Source organism: Pseudomonas sp. ANT_H4 (genome assembly GCF_008369295.1).
Taxonomy (GTDB): Bacteria; Pseudomonadota; Gammaproteobacteria; order Pseudomonadales; family Pseudomonadaceae; genus Aquipseudomonas.
On sequence record NZ_VOBG01000014.1, the window covers coordinates 41,971 to 65,094 of the forward strand.

A 23,124-nucleotide genomic window follows, 5' to 3' on the forward strand; every position below is an offset into this window, starting at 1 on the left:
TTAATTTCGGCGCTGTGAAAGCTGCGCCGAAATTTTTTTTGTGCACGATAGCCAGATTCAGGATGAAGGCGGCTCTTTCAGAGTGGGTCAATCCGGCTCGAAAACCAGGCGATAACGCCAGTTTTAACTTCACCCTTGTAGACCGTCTTGCCCACCCCCATATTGGGGCGACTGACGCGTGAAGGAATCCAACTTGAGCGAACTTCTCAACCGCCGCCTGGCTCTGCTTGGCGAGCGAGCCCACCTCTCTTTGCTTGAGCATTGCCTGCACGGCATCGAGCGTGAATGCCTGCGTGTCACCCGTGAGGGCCGACTGGCGCAAACGCCGCATCCCGAGGCCTTGGGCGCCGCACTGACCCATGAACAGATCACCACCGATTACTCCGAGTCGCTGCTGGAGTTCATCACTCCGGCCCTGCCCAACCCGGCAGACACCCTGAGCAGCCTCGACAAGATTCACCGCTTTGCCTACAGCAAGCTCGGCAACGAGTACCTGTGGAGTCCATCGATGCCGTGTCCATTGCCGGCCGAGGAAGATATTCCGATTGCCTACTACGGCACCTCCAACATCGGCCAGCTCAAGTATGTGTACCGCAAGGGCCTGGCCCTGCGTTACGGCAAGACCATGCAATGCATCGCCGGCATCCACTACAACTTCTCCCTGCCGGAAGATTTGTGGCCGCTACTCAAGGAAGCCGAAGGCTTTGTCGGCACTGACCGCGACTATCAGTCCACGGCCTATATCGCGCTGATCCGTAACTTCCGCCGCTACAGCTGGCTGCTGATGTACCTGTTTGGCGCCTCGCCAGCCCTAGATGCCGGCTTCCTGCGCGGTCGCTCCCATCAGTTGGAGCAACTGGATGCCGATACCCTGTACCTGCCCTATGCCACCAGTCTGCGCATGAGCGACCTGGGTTACCAAAGCAACGCCCAGGCGGGGCTCACGCCTTGCTACAACGATCTGGACAGCTACACCGACAGCCTGCGCGAAGCGGTCGCAACCCCCTACGCCCCATATGTCGAAGTCGGCACCCACAAGGACGGTGAGTGGGTACAGCTCAATACCAACATCCTGCAGATCGAAAACGAGTACTACTCCAACATCCGCCCCAAGCGCGTGACCTACACCGGCGAACGGCCGATCCAGGCGCTGGTGGCCCGTGGCATCCAGTACATCGAAGTGCGCTGCCTGGACATCAACCCGTTCCTGCCAATGGGCATCGACTTGCAAGAGTCGCGCTTCCTCGACGCATTCCTGCTGTATTGCGCGCTGAACGACAGCCCGCTGTTTGCTGATAACGAATGCGGCAACGCCACGTCCAACTTCCTCAGTGTGGTCAAGGAAGGCCGCCGCCCGGGCCTGCAATTGCAGCGGCACGGTGAATCGGTGGAGATGAAGGAATGGACCGCCGAGTTGCTGGAGAAGATTGCTCCTCTCGCGGCGCTGCTGGACCAGAGCCATGGTTGCACTGAACACAGCCAGGCACTGGACGCCCAGTTGGCGAAGATCAAAGACCCGTCCCTCACGCCATCAGCCCAGGTGCTGGCGGCGATGAGCGAGCGCAAAGAGAGTTTTGCGCAGTTCTCCCTGCATCAGAGCCAGGTGCATGCCGAGTTCTTCCGCAAGGAGCCGCTGGCCGCTGAGGAACAGGCACGCTTTGAGGAGCTGGCGCGCAGTTCACTGGCGCAGCAGGCAGAGCTTGAGCAGAACGAAGTGGGGGATTTCGACGTATTTGTCGGGTCGTACCAGGCGAGTATTTTGGCGATCAGTAACTAATTAACGGCCAACGAATAAACTGTGGTGAGGGAGCTCGCTCCCTCGCCACAGGTTTGGTGTTCACCCGGCAATGGATTTTCCCCTCATAAGCTAATTCGAAAATGTTATTTATTTTCGGGTTCTTAGATCATTTAGTCTCCTCAAACGCCGACCCTCGGCCGCCTGATGAGGAACTTCCCCTTGAAACTGCACTTCCCCCTACGCCTCCTGGCGGCCTTTTCCCTGGCCGGCGCCAGCCTGTTTACCCAGGCCGCCGACGTCACTATCGCCTACCAGACCACCGTGGACCCGGCGAAAGTCGCCCAGGCCGACGGCGCGTATGAAAAAGCCACCCATGCCAAGATCGACTGGCGCAAATTCGACAACGGTTCCGACATCATCGCCGCTATCGCGTCCGGCGATGTACAGATCGGCTACCTCGGTTCCAGCCCGCTGACCGCCGCCATCACCCGCAAAGTGCCGGTGGAAACCTTCCTCGTCGCTACCCAGATCGGTGGTGCTGAAGCCCTGGTGGCCCGCAACGGCTCCGGGATCAACAGCCCACAGGACCTGATCGGCAAGAAAATCGCCGTGCCTTTCGTCTCCACCGGCCATTACAGCCTGCTGGCGGCGCTGAAGCACTGGAACATTGATCCATCGAAAGTAACCATCCTCAACCTCGCGCCACCGGCCATCGTCGCCGCCTGGAAGCGCGGTGATATCGACGCCACTTACGTTTGGGACCCAGCCCTGGGCGTGGCCAAGGAAAACGGCAAGGTGCTGATCACCTCCGGCGAACTGGCCAAGTTCGGTGCGCCGACCTTCGATGCCTGGATCGTGCGCAAAGACTTCGCCGAGAAACACCCGGAGATCGTCAGCGCATTCGCCAAAGTCACCCTCGATGCCTACGCCGCCTACCGCAAAGACCCACAAGCCTGGCTCGCCGACAAAGGCAACGTCGAAAAACTGGTGAAGCTCTCCGGGGCCAAGGCCAGCGACATTCCTCTGCTGCTGCAAGGCAACGTCTACCCGCTGGCAGCTGATCAAGTAACGCTGCTGGGTGCGCCGACCACCAAGGCCGTCACCGACACCGCCGCGTTCCTCAAGGAACAGGGCAAGGTCGAAGCCGTGCTGGCGGACTACGCGCCGTACGTCAGCGCCAAGTTCATCACCAACTGATCGGGAGTCCATCGCGATGGCCTTGCTACAACTGGAGCGCATCAGCGCACAGTACCCAGGCGCCACAGAGCCTGTACTGGCTGATATTTCCCTAAGCCTTGGGCCCCAGCAATTGCTGGTCGCTCTCGGCCCGTCCGGCAGTGGCAAGACCTCGCTGTTGAACCTGATTGCCGGCTTCGTCGAACCCAGCGCCGGGCACATCACCCTTGATGGCGTGCCTGTAAAAGGGCCGAGCGCCGAACGTGGCGTAGTGTTCCAGGACGATGCCCTGCTGCCCTGGCAGGACGTGCTGGCCAATGTCGGCTTCGGCCTTGAGCTGGCGGGCGTATCGAAAGCCAAGCGGGAAATCCGCGCCAGGGAAATGCTCGCCCTGGTGGACCTGGCCGGTTTCGACAGCCGACGCATCTGGCAGCTTTCCGGCGGCCAGAAGCAGCGTGTCGGTTTGGCCCGTGCATTGGCCGCCGACCCGCGCGTGTTGCTGATGGACGAACCTTTCGGCGCCCTTGATGCCTTCACCCGCGAACAGATGCAGGAGTTGCTGCTGCAGGTCTGGCAGCGCACCGCCAAGCCGGTGTTCCTGATTACCCATGACATTGAAGAAGCCGTCTTCCTCGCCACTGACCTGATTCTACTGGCGCCCAATCCGGGCCAGGTCGTCGAACGCCTGAGCCTGGACTTCGGCCAGCGCTACGCCGCTGGCGAACCAGCACGGGCGATCAAGTCCGACCCGCGCTTTATCGAAACCCGCGAACACGTCCTGGGCAAAGTGTTCTCCCAACGGGAGGTATACGCATGAGCAGTTATGAATTACCGGCCACGGCGACCAAGCCAGCGTCCCAGCCCACCGTGCCGGTGCGCCGCAGTTTGAGCACGCGCTGGATCAGCGTGCTGACCCTGGTTGCCTTGCTGGCCATCTGGTGGGCCGTGACCGCTAGCGGGATGATCGAACCATTGTTCTTGCCACCGCCTTCTGCCGTGCTGCAAAAGGGCTGGCTGCTGGCGACCAGCGGCTACATGGATTCCACCTTGTGGCAGCACTTGGCCGCAAGCCTGGGCCGTATCGGCCTGGGCCTGGGTTTTGCCGTACTGACCGCCGTGCCGGTAGGCATCGCCATCGGTTCCAACCGCATTGCCCGGGGCATTCTCGATCCGCTGATCGAGTTCTACCGCCCGATTCCACCGCTGGCCTATCTGCCGCTGATCGTGATCTGGTGCGGCATCGGCGAGCTGTCCAAGGTGTTGCTGATCTACCTGGCGATTTTCGCGCCGATTGCCATCGCCACCGCCACCGGCGTGCGCACCGTCGACCCGGCCAAGCTGCGCGCCGCACAGTCGTTGGGCGCAACCCGCGCACAACTGATTCGCCACGTGATCCTGCCCAGCGCCTTGCCGGACATCCTCACTGGTGTGCGGATTGGCTTGGGTGTCGGCTGGTCAACCCTGGTAGCCGCCGAACTGATCGCCGCCACCAGCGGCCTGGGTTTCATGGTGCAGTCGGCGGCGCAGTTCCTGGTCACCGACGTGGTGGTGCTTGGCATCCTGGTCATCGCCCTGATTGCCTTCGCCATGGAAATGGGCCTGCGCGCCCTGCAGCGCAAACTGGTGCCATGGCACGGCCAGGCACACTGAACAGAACCGCACTGACTACGCCGACACCTCGGCGCCCAACACTTTCGAGAACAGCATGAGCAGCCTGACCGTAACGCCCTTAAGCATCGCCCTTGGCGCCCAGATCAATGGCGTCGACATCACTCAGCCACTGAATCTGGAGCAACGCGACGCCATCGAACAGGCGTTGCTCAAGCATTCGGTGCTGTTCTTTCGCGACCAGCCAATCACCCCCCAGCAACAGGCACGATTCGCGGCAAATTTCGGCGACCTGCACATTCACCCGATTTACCCCAACGTGCCGGAGCAGCCCGAAGTACTGATCCTCGATACCGCCGTCACCGACGTGCGTGACAACGCCATCTGGCACACCGATGTGACCTTCCTGCCGACCCCGGCCCTGGGCGCGGTGCTCAGCGCCAAGCTGTTGCCGGAGTTTGGTGGCGACACCCTGTGGGCCAGCGGCATTGCCGCCTATGACGCGTTGTCGGAGCCGATGAAAACCTTGTTGAACGGCTTGACCGCGACTCACGATTTCACGCGGTCCTTCCCCCTGGAGCGTTACGGCAACACCGCCGAAGATTTGGCCCGCTGGGAAGAAGCCCGGCGCAAAAACCCGCCACTGTCCCATCCGGTGATTCGCACCCACCCGGTGAGCGGGCGCAAATCGCTGTTCGTCAGCGACGGCTTCACCAGCAAAATCAACGAACTTGAACCCGCCGAAAGCGAAGCCATCCTCAAGTTGCTGTTCGCCCACGCCACCCGCCCGGAATTCACCATCCGCTGGCGCTGGCAGGAAAACGACGTGGCCTTCTGGGACAACCGCGTGACCCAACACTACGCCGTTGACGATTACCGGCCGCAACGGCGGGTGATGCATCGGGCGACGATTTTGGGGGATGTGCCGTTCTGATTAAGGCGCTGATCGTTCCCGCACCCTGCGCGGGAACGATCAGTTATCAACTGAGCACTACCGTTTACTCAGCGGTAGACGGCTTCTCCCACAAGTTAATCCCGCCTTCCTGGGCAAACCGATCAATTTGCGCCAGCTCATCCGCCGTGAAGCTCAAGTTCTTCAACGCCCCGACGTTTTCAATGATCTGCTCTGGCCGGCTCGCACCAATCAAGGCGCTGGTCACCCGAGGGTCGCGCAAGGTCCAGGCCAAGGCCAACTGCGCCAGGCTTTGCCCACGACGCTTGGCGATCTCATTGAGGGCGCGCACGTGGGCGATGTTGGCATCCGACAGGTGCGAAGCCTGCAATGAACCGCCCCCCGGACGATTCACCCGCGCATCGGCCGGTACGCCATTGAGGTATTTGTCGGTCAGCAGCCCCTGGGCCAGCGGCGTGAAGGCAATTACCCCGGCGCCAAGTTCGTCGGTGGTGTCCAACAGGTCCTTTTCCACCCAACGGTTGAGCAGGTTGTAGGCCGGCTGGTGGATCAGCAGCGGGACTTTCCACTCTTTGAGTAGCGCCGCCATTTCCCGGGTTTTTGCCCCTGAATAGGATGAGATGCCAATGTACAGCGCCTTGCCTTGTTGCACGGCAGTGGCGAGGGCGCTGGCCGTTTCTTCCAGCGGGGTGTCAGCATCGAAGCGGTGGGAATAGAAGATATCCACGTACTCGACGCCCAGGCGTTGCAGGCTCTGGTCCAGGCTCGCCAACACGTATTTGCGCGAACCGCCGCCCTGGCCGTAAGGGCCGGGCCACATATCCCAGCCGGCCTTGCTGGAGATGATCAGTTCATCGCGGTAGTGCTTGAAGTCTTCGCGCAGTAGGCGACCGAAATTGATCTCGGCGCTGCCGTAGGGCGGGCCATAGTTGTTGGCCAGGTCGAAGTGGTTGATACCCAGGTCGAATGCCGTACGCAGCAAGGCGCGCTGGGTATCGATGGGGGTGCTGTCGCCAAAGTTGTGCCACAACCCCAGGGACAGTGCTGGCAGCACGAGCCCGCTGCGGCCCAAGCGGCGATAGGGAATAGATTCATAGCGGTTTTCGGCAGCAATGTAAGTCATCGAATCCTCTCTGGTCAGGGCATATAAGGCGCAGGAATAACGATATTCCCAGGCCTTTTAAGGGCAGCTGAATCGCTTAAGTGCACCCATCCTTTCTACAGCAAAGGCCTATCAGGGTGGTACGACGAAGCTCACATAGAGGCGGTTTTCATACTTCTCGGTAGCCGTTCTCGGACGCCGCCTCGTTCTGCTCGACCGCTGCTACGCTAACGTCTGCCTTCAGGGATGTAGAGATATCGATCATGCACACCACACTCGTCATCACCTTCGGCCTGGCCCTGCTGGCGCTGATGCTGTTGATCGGCCAAAAACTGGGCGTCAGCCGGCACATGCTGGCTTACAGCTTCGTCGGGATTTGGTTGGTTTTATCGGTGGTCAACGGCGCGATAGGCGTGATCACCGCCGGCCAGCCCCTGGTGTCGGAGTTGGTGATCGGCAGTGTGGTGTTCGGTACGCCATTGGTGGCACTGGCCCTGTTCATCAGGGCCTGAGCTTCAACGAACCATGTGCAGGAACTGCATGTGGCGCTCGTACTGGTCGAGGATGTCGTTGATGATCTGCTCCTTGGTGTAGCCCACCAGGTCGTAATCCTGGCTGCCCTCACTCAAGTGCACTTCCGCCCGGTAGTAGCGGCGGTTGTTGATCTCCTTGGAAGCCATACCACCCCGGGCAAACGACGGCGTGAAATAGCCGCGCATCTGCACCTGATAGACAAACGGCTGCTGCTCGCCGTGACCGATTTCCAGGCTGACGCTGTCGTTGGCAGGGTCGGGCTGGGTGACTACGTTCAGGCCTTTTTCGACAAACACCGCAGTCACTTCTTCGATAGCCGGACGCACTGTGGTTTCGAGGAAGCGGTACACCTCATCCCGTGAAGGGAAGTGCACGGCCTGGCTCAAACGCTGACGCCAACCGCCACGACCCTTGCGTGAGCCCGACACCGGAGCCAGGGAATGCATCTGCGCAATCTGCTTCTGGGATTCAAGGTAGAAAGCCTTGTGCAGCCCCCACATCATCAGCAACAGGATCATCGAGAACGGCAACGACGTCAGCACTACCGCTGACTTCAGCGAATCGATACTGCCGGCAAACAGCAAGGCGCTGGTCACCAACGCAGTCATCGCGCCCCAGAACACCCGTAACCATTTCGGCCCGTCTTCATCGGCGGTTCCACCTTTGGAGGACAGAGTGGACAACACCACAGTGCCGGAGTCGGCAGAGGTGACGAAGAACACAAAGCTGATAAACACCGTGACCGCGATGACCGTCTTGCTCCACGGGTAGGTTTCCAGCAGCAGGTAGAGGCTCATCGACGGGTCATCGATGGCCGACTGCCCCAGCGCGGTCAGGCCATGGTTGAGCACTTGGTCGATGGCGCTGTTGCCGAAGATCGACATCCAGGCCAGGGTGAAGCCCAGCGGGATCAACAGCACGCCGAAGACGAATTCGCGGATGGTGCGGCCCCGGGAAATACGCGCGATAAACAGGCCCACAAACGGCGACCATGCGATCCACCAGGCCCAATAGAACACAGTCCAGCCACCCAACCAGTCGCTGGGTTTATCGTAGGCGTAGAGGTCGAAACTCTTGGTCGGCAAGGCGCCGAGGTAGTCGCCGATATTCTGGATCAGGGTGTTGAGCAGGTGCTGGGTGGGCCCGGCGAACAGCACGAACAGCAGCAGCGCGCAGGCCAGCAGCATATTGATATCGGACATCACCCGCACGCCCTTGTCGACACCGGAGACGGCCACCAGGATCGCCGCGCCCATCATCAAAGTGATGATGCCGACTTGAATCCATTGGGTGTGGGCCACGCCGAACAGGTAATCGAGCCCGGAGTTGAGGTGCAATACGCCAAAGCCCATGTCGGCACCCAGGCCGAACACCGTGGCGATGATGCCAAAGCCATCCACCGCATAGCCGATGGGGCCGTTGATACGTTTGCCGATCAGCGGGTACAGAGCCGAACGCAACGCCAGCGGCAGGTTATGCCGATAGGCAAAATACGCCAGGGCCATGCCGACGAAGGCAAATACACCCCAGCCATGCAGACCCCAGTGCAGAAACAGTATCTGCATGGCCTGGCGCGCGGCGTCTGCGTTCAGGGCCTCGCCCTGGGGCGGTTGCACCAAGTGGGTCAACGGCTCAGAGACGCAGAAGAAAAACAGCGTGATGCTGATCCCGGCGGCGAACAGCATGCCGGCCCAGGACAGGTAACTGAATTCGGGCTCGTCGTGGTCGGCACCGAGCTTGATCTTGCCGTAACCAGATAGAGCGGTGACCACCACGAAGACCAGATAGAGGGTCATCGCCAGCATGTAGTACCAGCCGACCGTATTGGCCGCCCAGTTTTGTGCGGCCAGCAGCCAGGCGCCAGCTTGTTCGGGGATAGCGATAACGGTCAGGCCGAACAGCAAAATGAAACTCGCGGCGAAGTAAAACACCGGCGGATTCATGCGGATCAGACCGCTGGAAGGTGTGGGCGATGCACTCATGAAGGGCGCACCTCAGGGGTGTTGGATGTGGTTGTAAAAAGCGGACTCAGCAAAGGCAAGCCTCCTGTTGTGAGCGGGCAGCGAACCACCGGTTTAACTTGAACGAACAGTCAAGTTAAACATGAATAGGTGTTTTGGGACTAATCGCAAGGCCAGGCAGTCGTGCGTTCTTACGATAGTTCAACGAAAGGTATGACGCATTGGGATGACAAAACGTTCAGCAGAAACTTGGAACTGATCGCTCCCACGTTCTGCGTGGGAGCGATCATTAAATAAACCTACTTCTGCGCCCCATCATCATGCTGCAAATTCGCCTGGGTCAGGTTGGCCCCCGCCGGCACGCTGCGGGTCAGCCAGACGTTGCCGCCGATGGTCGAGCCCTTGCCGATGGTGATCCGGCCCAGAATCGTCGCCCCGGCGTAGATCACCACGTCGTCCTCGACAATCGGGTGGCGCGGATGACCTTTCTGCAACTGCCCGTCCTCATCGGCCGGGAAGCGCTTGGCCCCGAGGGTTACGGCCTGGTAGATGCGTACCCGCTCGCCAATGATCGCCGTCTCGCCAATCACCACACCCGTCCCGTGGTCGATAAAGAAGCTCGGACCGATCTGCGCGCCGGGGTGGATGTCGATGCCGGTGGCCGAGTGGGCGATTTCCGCACTGATCCGTGCCAGCAGCGGCAAGCCGGCGCGGTACAGATGATGAGCCAGGCGATGGTGGATCACCGCCAGAATCCCCGGATAGCACAACAGCACTTCGTCGACGCTGCGGGCGGCCGGGTCGCCGTGGTAGGCGGCCAGCACATCGGTGTCCAACAGGCTGCGCAGAGCCGGCAGCGCCAGGGCAAAATCCTGGATCAACCGGATGGCGGTAGCATCGATTTCGCGGTCTTGTTGACCGCCTTGTCGTGCGGCATAGCGTAACTCCAGGCGGGCCTGGGCGAGCAAGGCGTTCAACGCCACATCGAGGGTATGACCGACGTAGAAATCTTCACTTTCCTCGCGCAGGTCCACCGGCCCCAAACGCATGGGGAACAGTGCTCCGCACAGCGCTTCAAGAATCTGCGCCACAGCGTCCCGCGACGGCAGTTCACGCCCGCCCTGCTCGCCGCTGACCCGGCCATTGTGGGTGCGCCACTGGTCCCGGGCGCTGCGCAACTGGCTGACGATGGTCTGTAATTGCCAATGACTGGAACGCTCGCTCATGGTGGAACCTTCGGTAGTGGGAAGCTGCAAGCAAGTACCCGCCTGCTTTTACTTGTAGCTGGAAGCTTGCCGCTTGAAGCTGAAATGACCGCTACCTTACGACATGCCACAGGGTCCGCCTTAAGAACTAATCATGCCGAGCACATAACCAACCGACATAAGCGATTGGCAGTTGCCCGATGAAAAGTGCCTGCCTATAGTCGCTGCATCTTTTATCTCCCGTGCGTAGCCATGATCAAACAACAGCTCGACCGTTTTAATCGTCTGGAACTGCTGGGCGGCGCCACTGCCCTGGAAAAACTCGATCGGTTATCGGCCTGGCTGGGCCGCGATATCTACGTCAAGCGCGACGACACCACGCCACTGGCCATGGGCGGCAACAAGCTGCGCAAACTCGAATACCTAGCAGCCGATGCCCTGGCCCAAGGCGCCGATACCCTGATCACCGCCGGCGCCATCCAGTCCAACCATGTGCGCCAAACCGCTGCCTTGGCGGCCAAGCTGGGCCTGGGCTGCGTCGCCCTGCTGGAAAACCCCACCGGCACCAAAGACCCCAACTACCTGGGCAACGGCAACCGTCTGTTGCTGGAGCTGTTCGACGCCAAAGTTGAATTGGTGGAGAACCTGGACAATGCCGACGAACAACTGCGCGCCCTCGCCGAGCGCCTGCGCAGCAACGGCAAGAAACCGTATCAGGTGCCCATCGGCGGCTCCAATGCCATCGGTGCCCTGGGCTACGTGCGCGCAGGGCTGGAGCTGGCCAGGCAGATCGAAGACAGCGGCATCACCTTTGCCGCCGTGGTGCTCGCCTCGGGCAGCGCCGGCACCCATAGCGGGCTGGCCCTGGCCTTGAGTGAAGCGCTGCCGGATTTGCCGGTGATCGGTGTGACCGTGTCGCGCACCGATGAGGCCCAGCGGCCCAAGGTGCAAGGCTTGGCCGAACGGACTGCCGAGTTGCTCGGTGTCGAGATTCCCGCCAGCTTCAAGGTGATCCTCTGGGACGAATACTTCGCCCCCCGCTACGGCGAGCCAAATGCCGGCACCCTGGCGGCGATCAAGCTGCTGGCCAGCCAGGAAGGCCTGTTGCTGGACCCGGTCTACACTGGCAAGGCCATGGCCGGGTTGCTGGATGGCATTGGCCGCCAGCGCTTTGAGGACGGCCCAATTATCTTCCTGCACACCGGCGGCGCTCCGGCGTTATTTGCTTATGATTCGCTGTTCTGAACAATTCCGTCTTTTATTCCAAAAAAGAATAACAGCCGTAATTTATATTATTTTCAAGTCTTAAAAACTCAATTTATAGTCCCGCCAAAAGCGAACGTGTTGCGAGACGCACACGCCGCTTTAAGGCAGGATACGACTACTGCTGTCACCTGCTTCGCTCAACATAAAAAACACAGGGGCTTGTTCATGACTATTTCTGTATTCCGTCGCACGTTACTGGTTGGCACATTGGGGCTGGCCCTAGGGGCTGGGTTGCTGGGCCAGGCGGTTGCTGGCGAGCAGTTGGACAACATCAAGAAGGCCGGTGTGATCAAGGTCGGCCTGGAAGGCACCTACCCACCGTTCAGCTTCGTCGATGAAAGCGGCAAGCTCACGGGTTTTGAGGCCGAGTTCTCCCAAGCCCTCGCCAAGGAGCTGGGGGTCGAGGTCAAGTTACAAGCCACCCCATGGGACGGCATCCTCGCAGCGCTGGAATCCAAGCGCCTGGACGCAGTAATCAACCAGGTGACCATCTCTGAAGAGCGCAAGAAGAAGTACGACTTCTCCGAGCCCTACACCGTTTCCGGTATTCAAGCGCTGACCCTGAAAAAGAATGAAGGCACCATCAAGACCGTTGCCGACCTGGCTGGCAAGAAAGTCGGTGTAGGCCTGGGGACCAACTACGAGCAATGGCTCAAGGACAACGCGCCGAAAGCCATCATCAAGACCTATAACGATGATCCGACTAAATACCAGGACCTGCGTATCGGTCGTATCGACGCGATTCTGGTAGACCGTCTGGCCGCTCTTGAACTGTCGAAAAAAGCCCCGGACACCGCCGCCGCTGGCGAACCCTTCTCTCGCCAGGAAGCCGGCGTAGCCCTGCGCAAAGGCGAACCTGAATTGCTCGCCGCCGTTAACAAGGCCATCGACAAACTGCGCGCTGACGGCACCTTGAAAAAGCTGTCCGAGAAATACTTCAACGCTGACGTCACTCAATAATGGAAGCAGGTTTCCAACTCGCGCTGGACTCCGCGCCCTTTCTGCTCAAGGGCGCGTACTACACGGTGATTCTTAGCCTGGGCGGGATGTTTTTTGGCTCCCTGCTGGGGTTCGCCCTGGCCTTGATGCGCCTGTCGCGCTTCAAGCTACTGAGCTGGATCGCCCGGGTCTATGTGTCGTTCTTTCGCGGCACGCCGCTGCTGGTGCAGCTGTTCCTGATCTATTACGGCTTACCGCAAGTGGGCATCGAGCTGGACCCGATACCGGCGGCAATGATCGGCTTCTCGCTGAACATGGCCGCTTATGCCTGTGAAATCCTGCGTGCCGCGATCGGTTCCATCGAGCGTGGCCAGTGGGAAGCAGCAGCCAGTATCGGCATGACCCGCGCGCAGACCTTGCGTCGGGCCATCCTGCCGCAGGCCATGCGAACAGCCTTGCCGCCCCTGGGCAACAGCTTTATTTCGCTGGTCAAGGACACTGCCCTGGCCGCGACCATCCAGGTGCCCGAGCTGTTTCGCCAGGCGCAACTGGTCTCTGCACGCACCTTCGAAATTTTCACCATGTATCTGTCGGCCGCCTTGATCTACTGGGTACTCGCAAGTGTCCTGGCACACCTGCAGAATCGCCTGGAAGCACGGGTCAACCGGCATGACCTGGAGTCTTGAAGCATGATCGTGGTTGAAAAACTGACCAAACAATTCAAGGGTCAGGTGGTGCTTGACGGTATCGACCTTGAGGTCAAGGAGGGCGAAGTCGTCGCCATCATCGGCCCCAGCGGTTCCGGCAAGACCACCTTCCTGCGCTGCCTGAATTTTCTCGAAGAACCCACCAGCGGCCGGATCAAGGTCGGGGATATCCAGATCGACGGCAGCCGCCCCCTCAACCAGCAACAGAGCCTGGTGCGGCGCCTGCGCCAGCACGTGGGCTTTGTGTTCCAGAACTTCAACCTGTTCCCTCACCGCACGGCGCTGGAAAACGTCATCGAAGGCCCGGTGGTGGTTAAGAAGATGCCACGGGCAGCCGCTGATGCCCTAGGTCGCAAGCTGATGGCCAGGGTTGGCCTGGCGGGCAAGGAAGACGCCTACCCTCGGCGCCTGTCCGGTGGCCAGCAGCAACGGGTAGCGATTGCCCGGGCCCTGGCGATGGAACCGGAAGTGATCCTGTTCGACGAACCGACCTCGGCCCTGGACCCTGAGTTGGTGGGCGAAGTACTGGCGACCATTCGCAGCCTGGCCGAAGAAAAACGCACCATGGTCATCGTCACCCACGAGATGAGCTTTGCTCGCGACGTGGCCAACCGGGTAATCTTTTTCGACAAGGGCGTAATCGTCGAGCAAGGCGAAGCCAAGGCACTGTTTGCCAACCCCAAGGAAGAGCGCACCCGGCAGTTTCTCAGCAAGTTTATCAATAACTAACCTGCGCCAATCCATTGTAAGAAACTTCGCTTTATAGAGTTGCCGAAAGGCAACTCACCAGCCCTCTTATCTAACGCCCAGAGGACTGGATCCTATTCTGGCTCTTCATTAAATCGTTCCTTTCAGACTATGCCGCTCGCCTGCGCTTAACGTTCGGAGCGATTGCTGCTGTCTGCATCAAGGAGATTATTGATGAAGCCCATTTCAACCCCCTCCATGCTGCCCGGGCTCGCCGTGTGAACCGGGATGGCAGACCTTCTATGCATATTCCTAAAAGTTAGTTTATTTAAAAAATAAACACGCTTAGGGTATATGCACCGGACCACCGGACATTCCTGATTTTTTTGTTTTTCAACGGATGTGAGGTAGGTATGGTCAAAATCACCCCGGTGCGTAACGCCAGGGCATTGCGTGCAGCCATGGAGTGGCACACAGATGTCTAACTTGGCACAAGCTCCCCTCCAGAGTGATCTGGACATTGCCCCGCTGTTGTTGCCCACCAAGGTACTGCGCAACGACGCCGAGGCCCTCGACGCTGCACACGAGCTTGCCCAGGCTGCCCGCCTGCAAGCAGCACGGCGCGATCAACAACGCAAATTGCCCTGGGCCGAAATCGAGCAATTCACCCGCAGCGGCCTGGGCAGTATTTCTATCCCCCGTGAATACGGCGGCCCGCAGGTGTCCTTTGTGACCCTGGCCGAAGTCTTCGCGATTATCAGTGCCGCAGATCCGGCCCTGGGGCAAATCCCGCAGAACCAATTCGGCATCCTGTACTTGCTGCAAGGCACCGCTAACGAGCGGCAGAAAAAACAATTGTTCCAGAGCGTGCTGGACGGCTGGCGCATTGGCAACGGGGGCCCGGAGCGCGGTACCAAAAACACCCTGGACCTCAAGGCCCGGATCACCGCCGGGGGTGACGGGTTTGTCATCAGCGGCCAGAAGTTTTACTCCACTGGTGCGCTGTACGCCCACTGGGTGGCGATCAAGGCATTGAATGATGACGGCCAGCAGGTCATGGCGTTTGTGCGCCGTGGCACCCCGGGGCTGCGTATCGTCGACGACTGGTCGGGCTTCGGCCAGCGCACCACGGCCAGCGGCACGGTGTTGCTGAACAACGTGCCGGTGGACGCCGAACTGGTGGTAGACAACTGGAGGCTGGGGCAGACCCCGAACATTCAGGGCGCCGTGTCGCAATTGATCCAGGCGGCCATCGACGCCGGTATCGCCCGTGGTGCCCTCGACGACACCATCAGCTTCGTACGTGAACGCTCACGCCCGTGGATCGACGCCAAGGTCGAACGGGCCAGCGATGACCCTTACGTGATCGCCGACATCGGCAAACTGAAAATCGAACTGCACGCCGCCGAAGCGCTGCTGCGTAAGGCCGGCCAGGTGTTGGACCAAGTCAGCGCTGCGCCGATCACCGCGCAATCTGCTGCCAGGGCTTCGATTGCCGTGGCCGAAGCCAAGGTGCTGACCACTGAAATTTCTTTATTGGCCAGCGAAAAGCTGTTCGAACTGGCCGGCAGCCGCGCCACCCTCGCCGAGTTCAACCTCGACCGCCATTGGCGCAATGCACGGGTGCACACGCTGCACGACCCGGTGCGCTGGAAATACCACGCGGTAGGCGCTTATCACCTCAACGGCACCTTGCCGGCCCGACACTCCTGGATTTAACCGACCAGAACACTTTCTCGACCAAGCTTCTGGAGAACAAAAATGACTTTCTCTCACCACGTCGCGGTCATCACCAGCGATGAACAAGCCCTTATTGTTGCCAGCGACCTGGCCGAAGACTTCCGTCGCGACAGCGCCCTGCGCGACCGCGAACGCCGCCTGCCCCTGGCTGAACTGGACGTGTTTTCCCGCTCCGGCCTGTGGGGCATCCGCGTGCCCAAGGAGTACGGCGGTGCTGGCGTTTCCAACGTCACCCTGGCCAAGGTTACGGCGCTGATCGCCCAAGCCGACGCGTCCTTGGGGCAGATCCCGCAGAACCATTTCTATGCGTTGGAAGTATTACGGGTCAACGGCAACCCTGAGCAGCAAAAACGCTTGTATGCCGAAGTATTGGCCGGCCAGCGCTTCGGTAATGCCCTCGCGGAACTGGGCACCAAGACCGCCCATGACCGGGTGACAAAACTGACCCGCGACGGCGACGGCTACCGCATTACCGGCCGCAAGTTTTACTCAACCGGTGCCCTCTACGCCCAGCGTATTCCCACCTCCGTAGTGGACGAAAACGGCATCCAGCAACTGGCCTTTGTCCCTAGCGACAGCCTGGGCTTGACGGTGATCGACGACTGGAGCGGCTTCGGCCAGCGCACCACCGGCAGTGGTTCGGTGGTATTCGACAACGTATGGGTGGCCGCCGCCGATGTGATCCCGTTTCAAAGTGCCTTCGAACGCCCGACCCCGGTTGGCCCGCTGGCGCAGATCCTTCACGCTGCCATCGACACTGGCATCGCCCGCGCCGCCTTCGAAGATGCCCTGCACTTCGTGCGCACCAAGACCCGGCCATGGATTGACTCCGGCAACGACAAGGCCACCGAAGACCCGCTGACCCTGAAAAGCTTCGGCCACCTGAGCATTCGCCTGCACGCTACCGAAGCCCTGCTGGAGCGCGCGGGCGTTTTCCTCGACCGTGCCCAGGCCCAGACCAATGCCCAGACCGTCGCCGCCGCGTCCATTGCTGTCGCTGAAGTGCGCGCGCTGAGTACCGAGATTTCCCTCGCCGCCGGCAGCACCCTGTTTGAACTGGCCGGCAGCCAGGCGACCCTGGCCGAACATGGCCTGGACCGTCACTGGCGCAACGCCCGGGTGCACACCCTGCACGACCCGGTGCGCTGGAAGTACCACGCGGTGGGTAACTATTACCTCAACGATGAAAACCCGCCGCTGCGGGGGACTATTTGATGAGCAAAAAGAAAATCCTGCTCAATGCCTTCAACATGAACTGCATCGGGCACATCAACCACGGCCTGTGGACTCATCCGCGGGATACTTCGACCCAGTACAAGACGGTCGAATACTGGACCGAACTGGCGCAACTGCTGGAGCGCGGATTGTTCGATGGGCTGTTTATCGCCGATATCGTTGGTGTGTATGACGTCTACCAAGACTCGGTGGATGTGCCGCTCAAGGAGTCGATCCAATTGCCGGTCAACGACCCGCTGCTGCTGGTCTCGGCCATGGCCGCCGTCACCAAAAACCTCGGCTTCGGCCTGACCGCCAACCTCACCTACGAGCCGCCGTATCTGTTCGCCCGGCGCATGTCCACGCTCGATCACCTGAGCCGTGGCCGGGTGGGCTGGAACATTGTCACTGGCTACCTGGACAGCGCCGCCAAGGCCATGGGCCTCACCGAGCAAGTCGAACATGACCGCCGCTACGACCAGGCCGACGAGTACCTGCAGGTGCTCTACAAACTCTGGGAAGGCAGTTGGGAAGACGGCGCGGTGCTCAACGATCCGCAAGCACGGGTCTACGCCCAGCCGGACAAAGTGCACAAGGTCGAGCACCACGGCGAGTTCTATCAGGTGGAGGGTTATCACCTTTGCGAGCCATCGCCGCAGCGTACGCCAGTGCTGTTCCAGGCCGGCAGTTCGGATCGCGGCCTGCTGTTCGCCGGGCGCCATGCCGAGTGCGTGTTTATCAGCGGGCAGAACAAGGCGGCAACCAAGGTCCAGGTGGACAAGGTACGCGCCAGCGCCGTCGAGGCAGGACGCAACCCGGACGACATCAAGGTGTTCATGGGCCTGAACGTGATCGTCGGCGCCACTGAAGAACTGGCCTGGGCCAAGCACGCCGAGTACCTGAGCTACGCCAGCGCCGAAGCCGGTGTGGCGCATTTTTCCGCGTCCACGGCGATCGATTTTTCCCAATACGCACTGGATGAACCGATCCAGTACGTGAAAAGCAACGCCATCCAGTCGGCCACCAAAACCCTACAAAACAATGACTGGACTCGGCGCAAGTTGCTGGAGCAACACGCCCTCGGTGGCCGCTACATCACCCTGGTGGGCTCGCCGGAGCAAGTGGCCGATGAGCTGGAATCCTGGATCAGCGAAACCGGCCTGGATGGCTTCAACCTGACGCGTATTGTCACGCCGGAAAGCTATGTGGACTTTATCGATCTGGTGGTTCCCGAGTTGCAGCGACGCGGGTCGTACAAGACGGCTTACGAGCAGGGGACCCTTCGGGAAAAAGTCTTCCATGGTTCGGCTCATTTACCCGAGCAGCACACCGGGTCTACCTACCGCAATTGATCGTTCCCACGCGCGAGGGAACGATCTACATATTGCTCAACCAAATTTTTATGACTGGAAATCCATTATGAAAAAAGCACTCCTCACCCACCCAGTCAAAGCACTGGCGCTCGCCCTCGGCCTGTTCAGCGCGGCAGTATTCGCCACCGACGCACCGCTGAAAGTAGGCACCACCGCCGCCTTTGCCATCCCCCTGGAAGCCGCCGTCGAAGAGGCTGGCAAACAGGGCCTGAAAGTCGAACTGGTGGAGTTCACCGACTGGATCGCGCCCAACGTCAGCCTGGCTGCCGGGGATATCGACGTGAATTACTTCCAGCACATCCCGTTCCTGGAAAACGCCAAGGCCGCCGCCGGTTTTGACCTGGTACCGTTCGCGCCGGGGATCATCAACAACGTTGGCCTCTACTCGAAGAAATACAAAAGCTTCGATGAACTGCCGCAAGGCGCGACCGTGGCGATTGCCAATGACCCGATCAACAGCGGTCGGGGCCTGCAACTGCTGGCCAAGGCCGGCTTGATCACCCTCAAGCCGGGCGTGGGCTACAAGGCCACTGAAGAAGACATCATCGCCAACCCCAAGAAGCTGAAAGTCCTGCAGGTGGAAGCCGTGCAACTGGTGCGCGCTTATGACGACGCCGATTTGGTGCAGGGCTACCCGGCTTACATTCGCCTGGCCAAGACCTTCGATGCCGAGTCCGCGCTGCTGTTCGACGGTCTCGACCACAAGGAGTATGTGATCCAGTTTGTGATTCAGCCGAAAAGCAAAACCGACCCGCGCCTGATCAAGTTCGTCGACATCTACCAACACTCGCCAGCCGTACGCGCCGCCCTGGATAAAGCCCATGGCAAGCTCTACCAAGCCGGCTGGGAAGGCTGAACATGAGCGCCGCCAACGCCCCATTGCGCGCCCTGGACACGACACTGCGGGACGCTGAGCAAACCGAACTGCACCCCGAGCTGAATCGGGCCCATGTGCGCTTTATCAACCTGGGCAAGACCTACGACGGTCAACCAGTGCCGGCGCTGCAAGGCATCGATCTGGCGATTCAGCGCGGTGAGGTGTTCGGTATCATTGGCCGCAGCGGCGCCGGCAAGTCGTCGCTGATCCGCACCATCAACCGCCTGGAGCAACCGAGCAGCGGTCGGGTGTTGATCGATCAGATAGACATCGGTGACTTCGACGAAGACCGACTGGTGGCGCTGCGCCGACGCATCGGCATGATCTTCCAGCACTTCAATCTGATGTCAGCCAAGACCGTGTGGCAGAACGTCGAGCTGCCGCTCAAAGTCGCTGGAGTACCCAAGGAACAGCGACAGCAAAAGGTCCGTCAATTACTTGAGTTGGTGGGCCTGCAGGACAAGCACAACGCCTACCCGGCGCAGTTGTCCGGCGGGCAAAAACAGTGCGTGGGCATTGCCCGTTCGCTGGTGCATGACCCGCAGATTCTGTTGTGCGACGAGGCCACTTCGGCGCTGGACCCGGAGACGACTCAGTCGATCCTCGGCCTGCTGCGCGAGATCAACAAACGCCTGGGCCTGACCATCGTGTTGATCACCCATGAAATGGCCGTGATTCGCGAAATCTGCGACCGGGTCGTGGTGCTCGAACACGGCAAGGTCGTCGAACAAGGCCCAGTGTGGGAAGTGTTCGGCAACCCGCAGCACGAGGTCAGCAAAACCCTGTTGGCGCCGCTACAACATGGGTTGCCGGAAGAACTGCAAAACCGTTTGCAGCCCAAGCCGGTGTCGGCGGACGCGGCCGTCGTGTTGCGTTTGCAATTTACTGGCAGTGCCCAGGACGAGCCGGACCTGGCAGCGCTGTTCAGTGCTCTCGGCGGGCGCGTGCGCTTGCTACAAGGCGGGGTTGAACGGATTCAGGGCCATGCGCTGGGGCAGTTGCTGCTGGCGGTCACGGGCTCGTCCCTGGGCGCCGAAGAATTGCGCAGCCGCGCCACGCGCTGGGCACAACAGGTGGAGGTGCTGGGCTATGTGGTTTGACCGGTTATTGCAGGGTGCCATCGACACATTGTTGATGGTCGGTGTGTCATCGCTGATCGCGTTGCTGGTGGGTATCCCGCTGGCGGTGTTTCTGGTCACCAGTGACAAGGGCGGCATCTACCAGGCCCCGGCGCTGAACCGGGTGCTGGGGGCGTTCGTCAATCTGTTCCGTTCCATTCCGTTTCTGATTTTGATGGTGGCGCTGATTCCCTTTACCCGGTTGATCGTCGGCACCACCTACGGCGTATGGGCCGCCGTGGTGCCGCTGACCATCGCCGCGACGCCGTTCTTCGCGCGCATCGCCGAGGTCAGCCTGCGAGAAGTCGATCACGGGCTGATCGAAGCGGCGCAAGCGATGGGCTGCCGGCGCTGGCATATCGTCTGGCATGTGCTGTTGCCTGAGGCGCTGCCGGGGATTGTTGGCGGCTTCACCATCACCCTGGTGACCATGATCAACTCGTCGGCCATGGCCGGGGCAATTGGCGCCGGGGGGCTGGGGGATATTGCCTACCGCTATGGGTATCAGCGATTTGACAGCCAAATCATGCTGACGGTGATTGTGCTGCTGGTGATTCTGGTGGCGGTGATTCAGTTGGGTGGGGATCGGCTGGCGCGGGTGCTCAACAAGCGCTGAGAGGGCGGTGGCTTTATTGGAGCTGCCGCACAGCCCCTCGCCACAGCAAGCCCGCTCGTCACAAGGTATAGTCGGCCCCTCTCTTTGCCCGGTGCCGCTCGCCATGAAACTCGCCCCCGACGACCTCGACCAGATCACTTCCACCACCCTGGGCCATTACAACAAGGTGGCCGAGGACTTCCGCGAGGGCACCCGCGACCATGATGTGAGCCAGAACATCGACGCGCTGTTGCGGCACATCCAGGCTGATGCGCCGTTTACCGTGCTGGATTTCGGATGCGGGCCGGGGCGGGACTTGCAGACGTTTACCCGCATGGGCCATATCGCCGTCGGGCTGGACGGCTCGGAACGCCTTGCACAGATGGCCCGCGAAGACAGCAACTGCGAAGTGTTGCAACAGGACTTCCTGAAACTCGACTTGCCTGCCGCTCGTTTTGACGGGATCTTCGCCAATGCGGTGCTGTTTCATATTCCCAAGCAGGAATTACCGCGCATTCTCAAGCAGCTCCATGGTGCATTGAAACCGGGTGGGGTGTTGTTCAGCTCCAACCCTCGCGGTGAGAACCAGGAGGGCTGGAACGGGCCGCGTTATGGGTCCTATCACGACCTTGACGCTTGGCAAGAGCTGCTGACAACCGCGGGGTTTGTCGAGCTGGAGCATTACTATCGCCCGGCCGGGTTACCCCTGGAGCAGCAACCCTGGCTGGCGAGTGTGTGGCGCAAACACTAAGTCACCCGTAGAGCTGTCGAGCCACGGCGAAGCTGCGTCAGGCGCGCCTCGGTCCTGGACCTGGCTCACTCGGCAGCGCGGCCAACGCAGCCTCGCTAGGGCTCGACAGCTGCTACGGCATAAATCGCAGGTGATTGGCCGGGTATCAACGCCGTCACGCTGCTAGCTGCATAACCCTCTCTCGCCTGCCCGGCAAAATTGGCCACCAGCCGCGTCCCATCGGCAAAGGTAGTCTGCTGCACCTGCCGATCGCCCCACCCCAGCACCGGCGTCTGCATGCCGTGGGCAAACAGGATGCCTTGGGCGGTAGTTGCATTGTCGTCTTCGGAGCCCACCGCCACCTTGAGGGCATTGCCGATCCAGCGGGAGGCTTCAATGTTGCCTTCAGCGTTCTGCGCCTGGGTCATGTTGAGCACAGAGCGGTAGCTGTCGAACAGCATGCCAGTGGCGTAGGCATCAAGGAACCAGGCGTTGAAGCCGGCCTTGGCCTGCACCGCCTTTACCCGCGCCTCCAATAGCGGTCGCACACAACGTGGGGCGGTGTAGTACCCGGACTTCTGGAAACCGGTTTTGAGCTGGCCATTTTTCAAGACAATTGCACAGTCGCGATGGGCCCTGCTGCCCAGGTGCGCGGTGGTCCAGTCCGGATTTTCCTTGGCGGACAGGGCGGTTTCATAAGAGTCATAGGGTGCCATCAAGTAACCTGCATCGACTCCTTGTCCAGCAAACCTTTCAGCTCCCCCGCCAGACCGTCATCGCTACGCAGTATCTTGCGCAGTTGCGACCAGTCGCGCACATCGCCAGGGCCCAGCAGGTCGTTGCCCCACAAGTAGACGTGGCTGGCACCCAGCAACTTCTCGGCCTCCGGCGTCTGCCGCAACTTGTCCGCCAACGGCTCGTAACGCCCCTGTTCAACCAGCCATTGTCGATAGCGCTTGGCACCGGCCAACAGATCGGGCCCTCCCAGGTGCAGGCGCAACGTCATCGGCGCAGAGGGGGCCAGGGCGGTGAACTCATGACGCACTGACAACCCCAGGCGCTTGCCCTCGGCCTGCCAGTGCAGACGATTGTTGTACGGATTAGTCATCAACCAGTTGAGGGTAAACGTGCCGGAATCGACCCCCCATAACGGCAGGCTAAAGTCCTGGGTAATGTTCACATCACCCTGCTCCAGCAGGAAGTTCTGCCAAAGCGTGTTGCCGGCGGGCACGTAATGGCCCTCGGCGAGTGGCCAGATCAAGCCCTTGCCCATGGCGCTGGTCGGTTGTTGGAGGATGTTCAGTTCGCCAGCTTCCCGGGCCGTGATGCTCAGGGCGAGGTCGCGCTGGTCGAGAGTGGCGCTCAGGCGAAAGGCGCCGTCGTCCCATTGCCAACTGGCCTGGTTGGAGGTTTGGATCAGTTGGCTGACCTTGTGGGCGGTGACGCCACTGGAGGCCTGCACGGGATCGTTATCGGCAGGCGTGACGCGCAGAGCCAAGGTGACCGGATCGAGTTCGATGCGCCACAGACTGTTTTCCAGCACGGTGCCAGCGAGGGCCAAGGGTGATCAGACCATCAGGGCATGGCGCAGGGAGTTGGTCATGGCAGGGACCTTCTCAAGTGAGGTCAGGAGGGTAGAA

At 60.5% G+C, this 23,124-nt stretch carries 20 protein-coding genes and 1 pseudogene; 17 read left to right on the plus strand and 4 right to left on the minus strand.

The features are described from left to right. The first annotated feature begins 193 nt into the window (after positions 1-193). The 5 genes from gshA (at position 194) to tauD (ending at position 5,456) form a co-directional block, all read left to right on the plus strand. A complete protein-coding gene (gshA, locus tag FQ182_RS18305; RefSeq protein WP_149413873.1) occupies positions 194-1,777 on the plus strand; it encodes a glutamate--cysteine ligase in 1,584 nt (527 codons plus the stop codon). Between the two features lie 180 nt (positions 1,778-1,957). Next, on the plus strand, positions 1,958-2,935 hold the full coding sequence (gene tauA / locus FQ182_RS18310) for a taurine ABC transporter substrate-binding protein (protein WP_149413874.1): 978 nt from the start codon (positions 1,958-1,960) through the stop codon (positions 2,933-2,935). Between the two features lie 16 nt (positions 2,936-2,951). Beyond that, positions 2,952-3,731, plus strand: coding sequence for a taurine ABC transporter ATP-binding subunit (tauB, locus tag FQ182_RS18315; protein WP_149413875.1), 780 nt, complete (start codon positions 2,952-2,954; stop codon positions 3,729-3,731). Continuing rightward, entirely contained in the window at positions 3,728-4,564 is an 837-nt protein-coding gene (gene tauC, locus FQ182_RS18320; protein WP_149413876.1) for a taurine ABC transporter permease TauC, read from the plus strand. The genes tauB and tauC overlap by 4 nt, the downstream gene beginning before the upstream one ends. Positions 4,565-4,619: 55 nt before the next feature. After that, positions 4,620-5,456 carry a taurine dioxygenase gene (tauD, locus tag FQ182_RS18325; protein ID WP_149413877.1) on the plus strand — a complete coding sequence of 279 codons (837 nt, stop codon included), beginning with the start codon at positions 4,620-4,622 and terminating at the stop codon, positions 5,454-5,456. A gap of 64 nt (positions 5,457-5,520) precedes the next feature. On the opposite strand, the gene mgrA is transcribed toward tauD, so the two are convergent. Then, positions 5,521-6,558 (minus strand): L-glyceraldehyde 3-phosphate reductase, encoded by a 1,038-nt coding sequence (gene mgrA / locus FQ182_RS18330; RefSeq protein ID WP_149413878.1) that lies wholly within the window; start codon positions 6,556-6,558, stop codon positions 5,521-5,523. 242 nt (positions 6,559-6,800) lie between these two features. Here mgrA and FQ182_RS18335 point away from each other — a divergent pair, with 242 nt between their 5' ends. Next, complete coding sequence (locus FQ182_RS18335; RefSeq protein WP_149413879.1) at positions 6,801-7,049, plus strand: hypothetical protein; 249 nt, start codon at positions 6,801-6,803, stop codon at positions 7,047-7,049. 3 nt (positions 7,050-7,052) lie between these two features. Here FQ182_RS18335 and betT read toward each other — a convergent pair whose 3' ends face one another. Together betT and epsC are read right to left on the minus strand one after the other, a co-directional pair. Then, positions 7,053-9,014: a choline transporter BetT gene (gene betT, locus FQ182_RS18340; protein ID WP_178114483.1), complete on the minus strand. Its 1,962-nt coding sequence runs from the start codon at positions 9,012-9,014 to the stop codon at positions 7,053-7,055. Positions 9,015-9,331: 317 nt separating this feature from the next. Then, positions 9,332-10,258, minus strand: a complete 927-nt coding sequence (gene epsC / locus FQ182_RS18345) for a serine O-acetyltransferase EpsC (protein WP_149413881.1) — start codon at positions 10,256-10,258, stop codon at positions 9,332-9,334. Between the two features lie 231 nt (positions 10,259-10,489). Here epsC and FQ182_RS18350 point away from each other — a divergent pair, with 231 nt between their 5' ends. From FQ182_RS18350 to FQ182_RS18400, 11 genes are all read left to right on the plus strand, one after another. Continuing rightward, complete coding sequence (locus FQ182_RS18350; protein ID WP_149413882.1) at positions 10,490-11,482, plus strand: D-cysteine desulfhydrase; 993 nt, start codon at positions 10,490-10,492, stop codon at positions 11,480-11,482. 186 nt (positions 11,483-11,668) lie between these two features. Continuing rightward, the gene (gene tcyJ / locus FQ182_RS18355; RefSeq protein WP_149413883.1) at positions 11,669-12,463 is read left to right on the plus strand and encodes a cystine ABC transporter substrate-binding protein; all 795 of its coding nucleotides are present in this window, start codon (positions 11,669-11,671) and stop codon (positions 12,461-12,463) included. After that, the gene (gene tcyL / locus FQ182_RS18360) at positions 12,463-13,128 is read left to right on the plus strand and encodes a cystine ABC transporter permease (RefSeq protein WP_149413884.1); all 666 of its coding nucleotides are present in this window, start codon (positions 12,463-12,465) and stop codon (positions 13,126-13,128) included. The genes tcyJ and tcyL overlap by 1 nt, the downstream gene beginning before the upstream one ends. Positions 13,129-13,131: 3 nt before the next feature. Continuing rightward, complete coding sequence (tcyN, locus tag FQ182_RS18365) at positions 13,132-13,878, plus strand: L-cystine ABC transporter ATP-binding protein TcyN (RefSeq protein ID WP_149413885.1); 747 nt, start codon at positions 13,132-13,134, stop codon at positions 13,876-13,878. Between the two features lie 435 nt (positions 13,879-14,313). Next, positions 14,314-15,555 carry an SfnB family sulfur acquisition oxidoreductase gene (locus FQ182_RS18370; protein WP_149413886.1) on the plus strand — a complete coding sequence of 414 codons (1,242 nt, stop codon included), beginning with the start codon at positions 14,314-14,316 and terminating at the stop codon, positions 15,553-15,555. Between the two features lie 42 nt (positions 15,556-15,597). Then, positions 15,598-16,791 (plus strand): SfnB family sulfur acquisition oxidoreductase, encoded by a 1,194-nt coding sequence (locus tag FQ182_RS18375; RefSeq protein WP_149413887.1) that lies wholly within the window; start codon positions 15,598-15,600, stop codon positions 16,789-16,791. Further along, positions 16,791-18,143 carry an LLM class flavin-dependent oxidoreductase gene (locus FQ182_RS18380; RefSeq protein WP_149413888.1) on the plus strand — a complete coding sequence of 451 codons (1,353 nt, stop codon included), beginning with the start codon at positions 16,791-16,793 and terminating at the stop codon, positions 18,141-18,143. The genes FQ182_RS18375 and FQ182_RS18380 overlap by 1 nt, the downstream gene beginning before the upstream one ends. A gap of 67 nt (positions 18,144-18,210) precedes the next feature. After that, complete coding sequence (locus FQ182_RS18385) at positions 18,211-19,020, plus strand: MetQ/NlpA family ABC transporter substrate-binding protein (RefSeq protein WP_149413889.1); 810 nt, start codon at positions 18,211-18,213, stop codon at positions 19,018-19,020. Between the two features lie 2 nt (positions 19,021-19,022). Further along, the gene (locus FQ182_RS18390; protein ID WP_149413890.1) at positions 19,023-20,141 is read left to right on the plus strand and encodes a methionine ABC transporter ATP-binding protein; all 1,119 of its coding nucleotides are present in this window, start codon (positions 19,023-19,025) and stop codon (positions 20,139-20,141) included. Further along, positions 20,131-20,775 carry a methionine ABC transporter permease gene (locus tag FQ182_RS18395; protein ID WP_032856565.1) on the plus strand — a complete coding sequence of 215 codons (645 nt, stop codon included), beginning with the start codon at positions 20,131-20,133 and terminating at the stop codon, positions 20,773-20,775. Before FQ182_RS18390 ends, FQ182_RS18395 begins: the two co-directional genes overlap by 11 nt. Before the next feature lie 103 nt (positions 20,776-20,878). Then, positions 20,879-21,505, plus strand: a complete 627-nt coding sequence (locus tag FQ182_RS18400; RefSeq protein ID WP_149413891.1) for a bifunctional 2-polyprenyl-6-hydroxyphenol methylase/3-demethylubiquinol 3-O-methyltransferase UbiG — start codon at positions 20,879-20,881, stop codon at positions 21,503-21,505. A 233-nt stretch (positions 21,506-21,738) separates the two neighbouring features. Here FQ182_RS18400 and FQ182_RS18405 read toward each other — a convergent pair. Then, positions 21,739-23,045: pseudogene (locus FQ182_RS18405) on the minus strand (glycoside hydrolase); the annotation flags it as partial. Between the last annotated feature and the right edge of the window lie 79 nt (positions 23,046-23,124).

Bases quoted from the DNA above. Each gene is read 5' to 3' on its own strand.
- tcyN (WP_149413885.1), top strand. From the start codon at position 13,132: ATGATCGTGGTTGAAAAACTGACCAAACAATTCAAGGGTCAGGTGGTG.
- FQ182_RS18375 (WP_149413887.1), top strand. From the start codon at position 15,598: ATGACTTTCTCTCACCACGTCGCGGTCATCACCAGCGATGAACAAGCC.
- FQ182_RS18385 (WP_149413889.1), top strand. From the start codon at position 18,211: ATGAAAAAAGCACTCCTCACCCACCCAGTCAAAGCACTGGCGCTCGCC.
- FQ182_RS18400 (WP_149413891.1), top strand. From the start codon at position 20,879: ATGAAACTCGCCCCCGACGACCTCGACCAGATCACTTCCACCACCCTG.
- FQ182_RS18395 (WP_032856565.1), top strand. From the start codon at position 20,131: ATGTGGTTTGACCGGTTATTGCAGGGTGCCATCGACACATTGTTGATG.
- FQ182_RS18390 (WP_149413890.1), top strand. From the start codon at position 19,023: ATGAGCGCCGCCAACGCCCCATTGCGCGCCCTGGACACGACACTGCGG.
- FQ182_RS18370 (WP_149413886.1), top strand. From the start codon at position 14,314: ATGTCTAACTTGGCACAAGCTCCCCTCCAGAGTGATCTGGACATTGCC.
- tauB (WP_149413875.1), top strand. From the start codon at position 2,952: ATGGCCTTGCTACAACTGGAGCGCATCAGCGCACAGTACCCAGGCGCC.
- FQ182_RS18350 (WP_149413882.1), top strand. From the start codon at position 10,490: ATGATCAAACAACAGCTCGACCGTTTTAATCGTCTGGAACTGCTGGGC.
- tcyL (WP_149413884.1), top strand. From the start codon at position 12,463: ATGGAAGCAGGTTTCCAACTCGCGCTGGACTCCGCGCCCTTTCTGCTC.
- FQ182_RS18335 (WP_149413879.1), top strand. From the start codon at position 6,801: ATGCACACCACACTCGTCATCACCTTCGGCCTGGCCCTGCTGGCGCTG.
- FQ182_RS18380 (WP_149413888.1), top strand. From the start codon at position 16,791: ATGAGCAAAAAGAAAATCCTGCTCAATGCCTTCAACATGAACTGCATC.
- tcyJ (WP_149413883.1), top strand. From the start codon at position 11,669: ATGACTATTTCTGTATTCCGTCGCACGTTACTGGTTGGCACATTGGGG.
- epsC (WP_149413881.1), bottom strand. From the start codon at position 10,258: ATGAGCGAGCGTTCCAGTCATTGGCAATTACAGACCATCGTCAGCCAG.
- tauC (WP_149413876.1), top strand. From the start codon at position 3,728: ATGAGCAGTTATGAATTACCGGCCACGGCGACCAAGCCAGCGTCCCAG.
- tauD (WP_149413877.1), top strand. From the start codon at position 4,620: ATGAGCAGCCTGACCGTAACGCCCTTAAGCATCGCCCTTGGCGCCCAG.
- mgrA (WP_149413878.1), bottom strand. From the start codon at position 6,558: ATGACTTACATTGCTGCCGAAAACCGCTATGAATCTATTCCCTATCGC.
- betT (WP_178114483.1), bottom strand. From the start codon at position 9,014: ATGAATCCGCCGGTGTTTTACTTCGCCGCGAGTTTCATTTTGCTGTTC.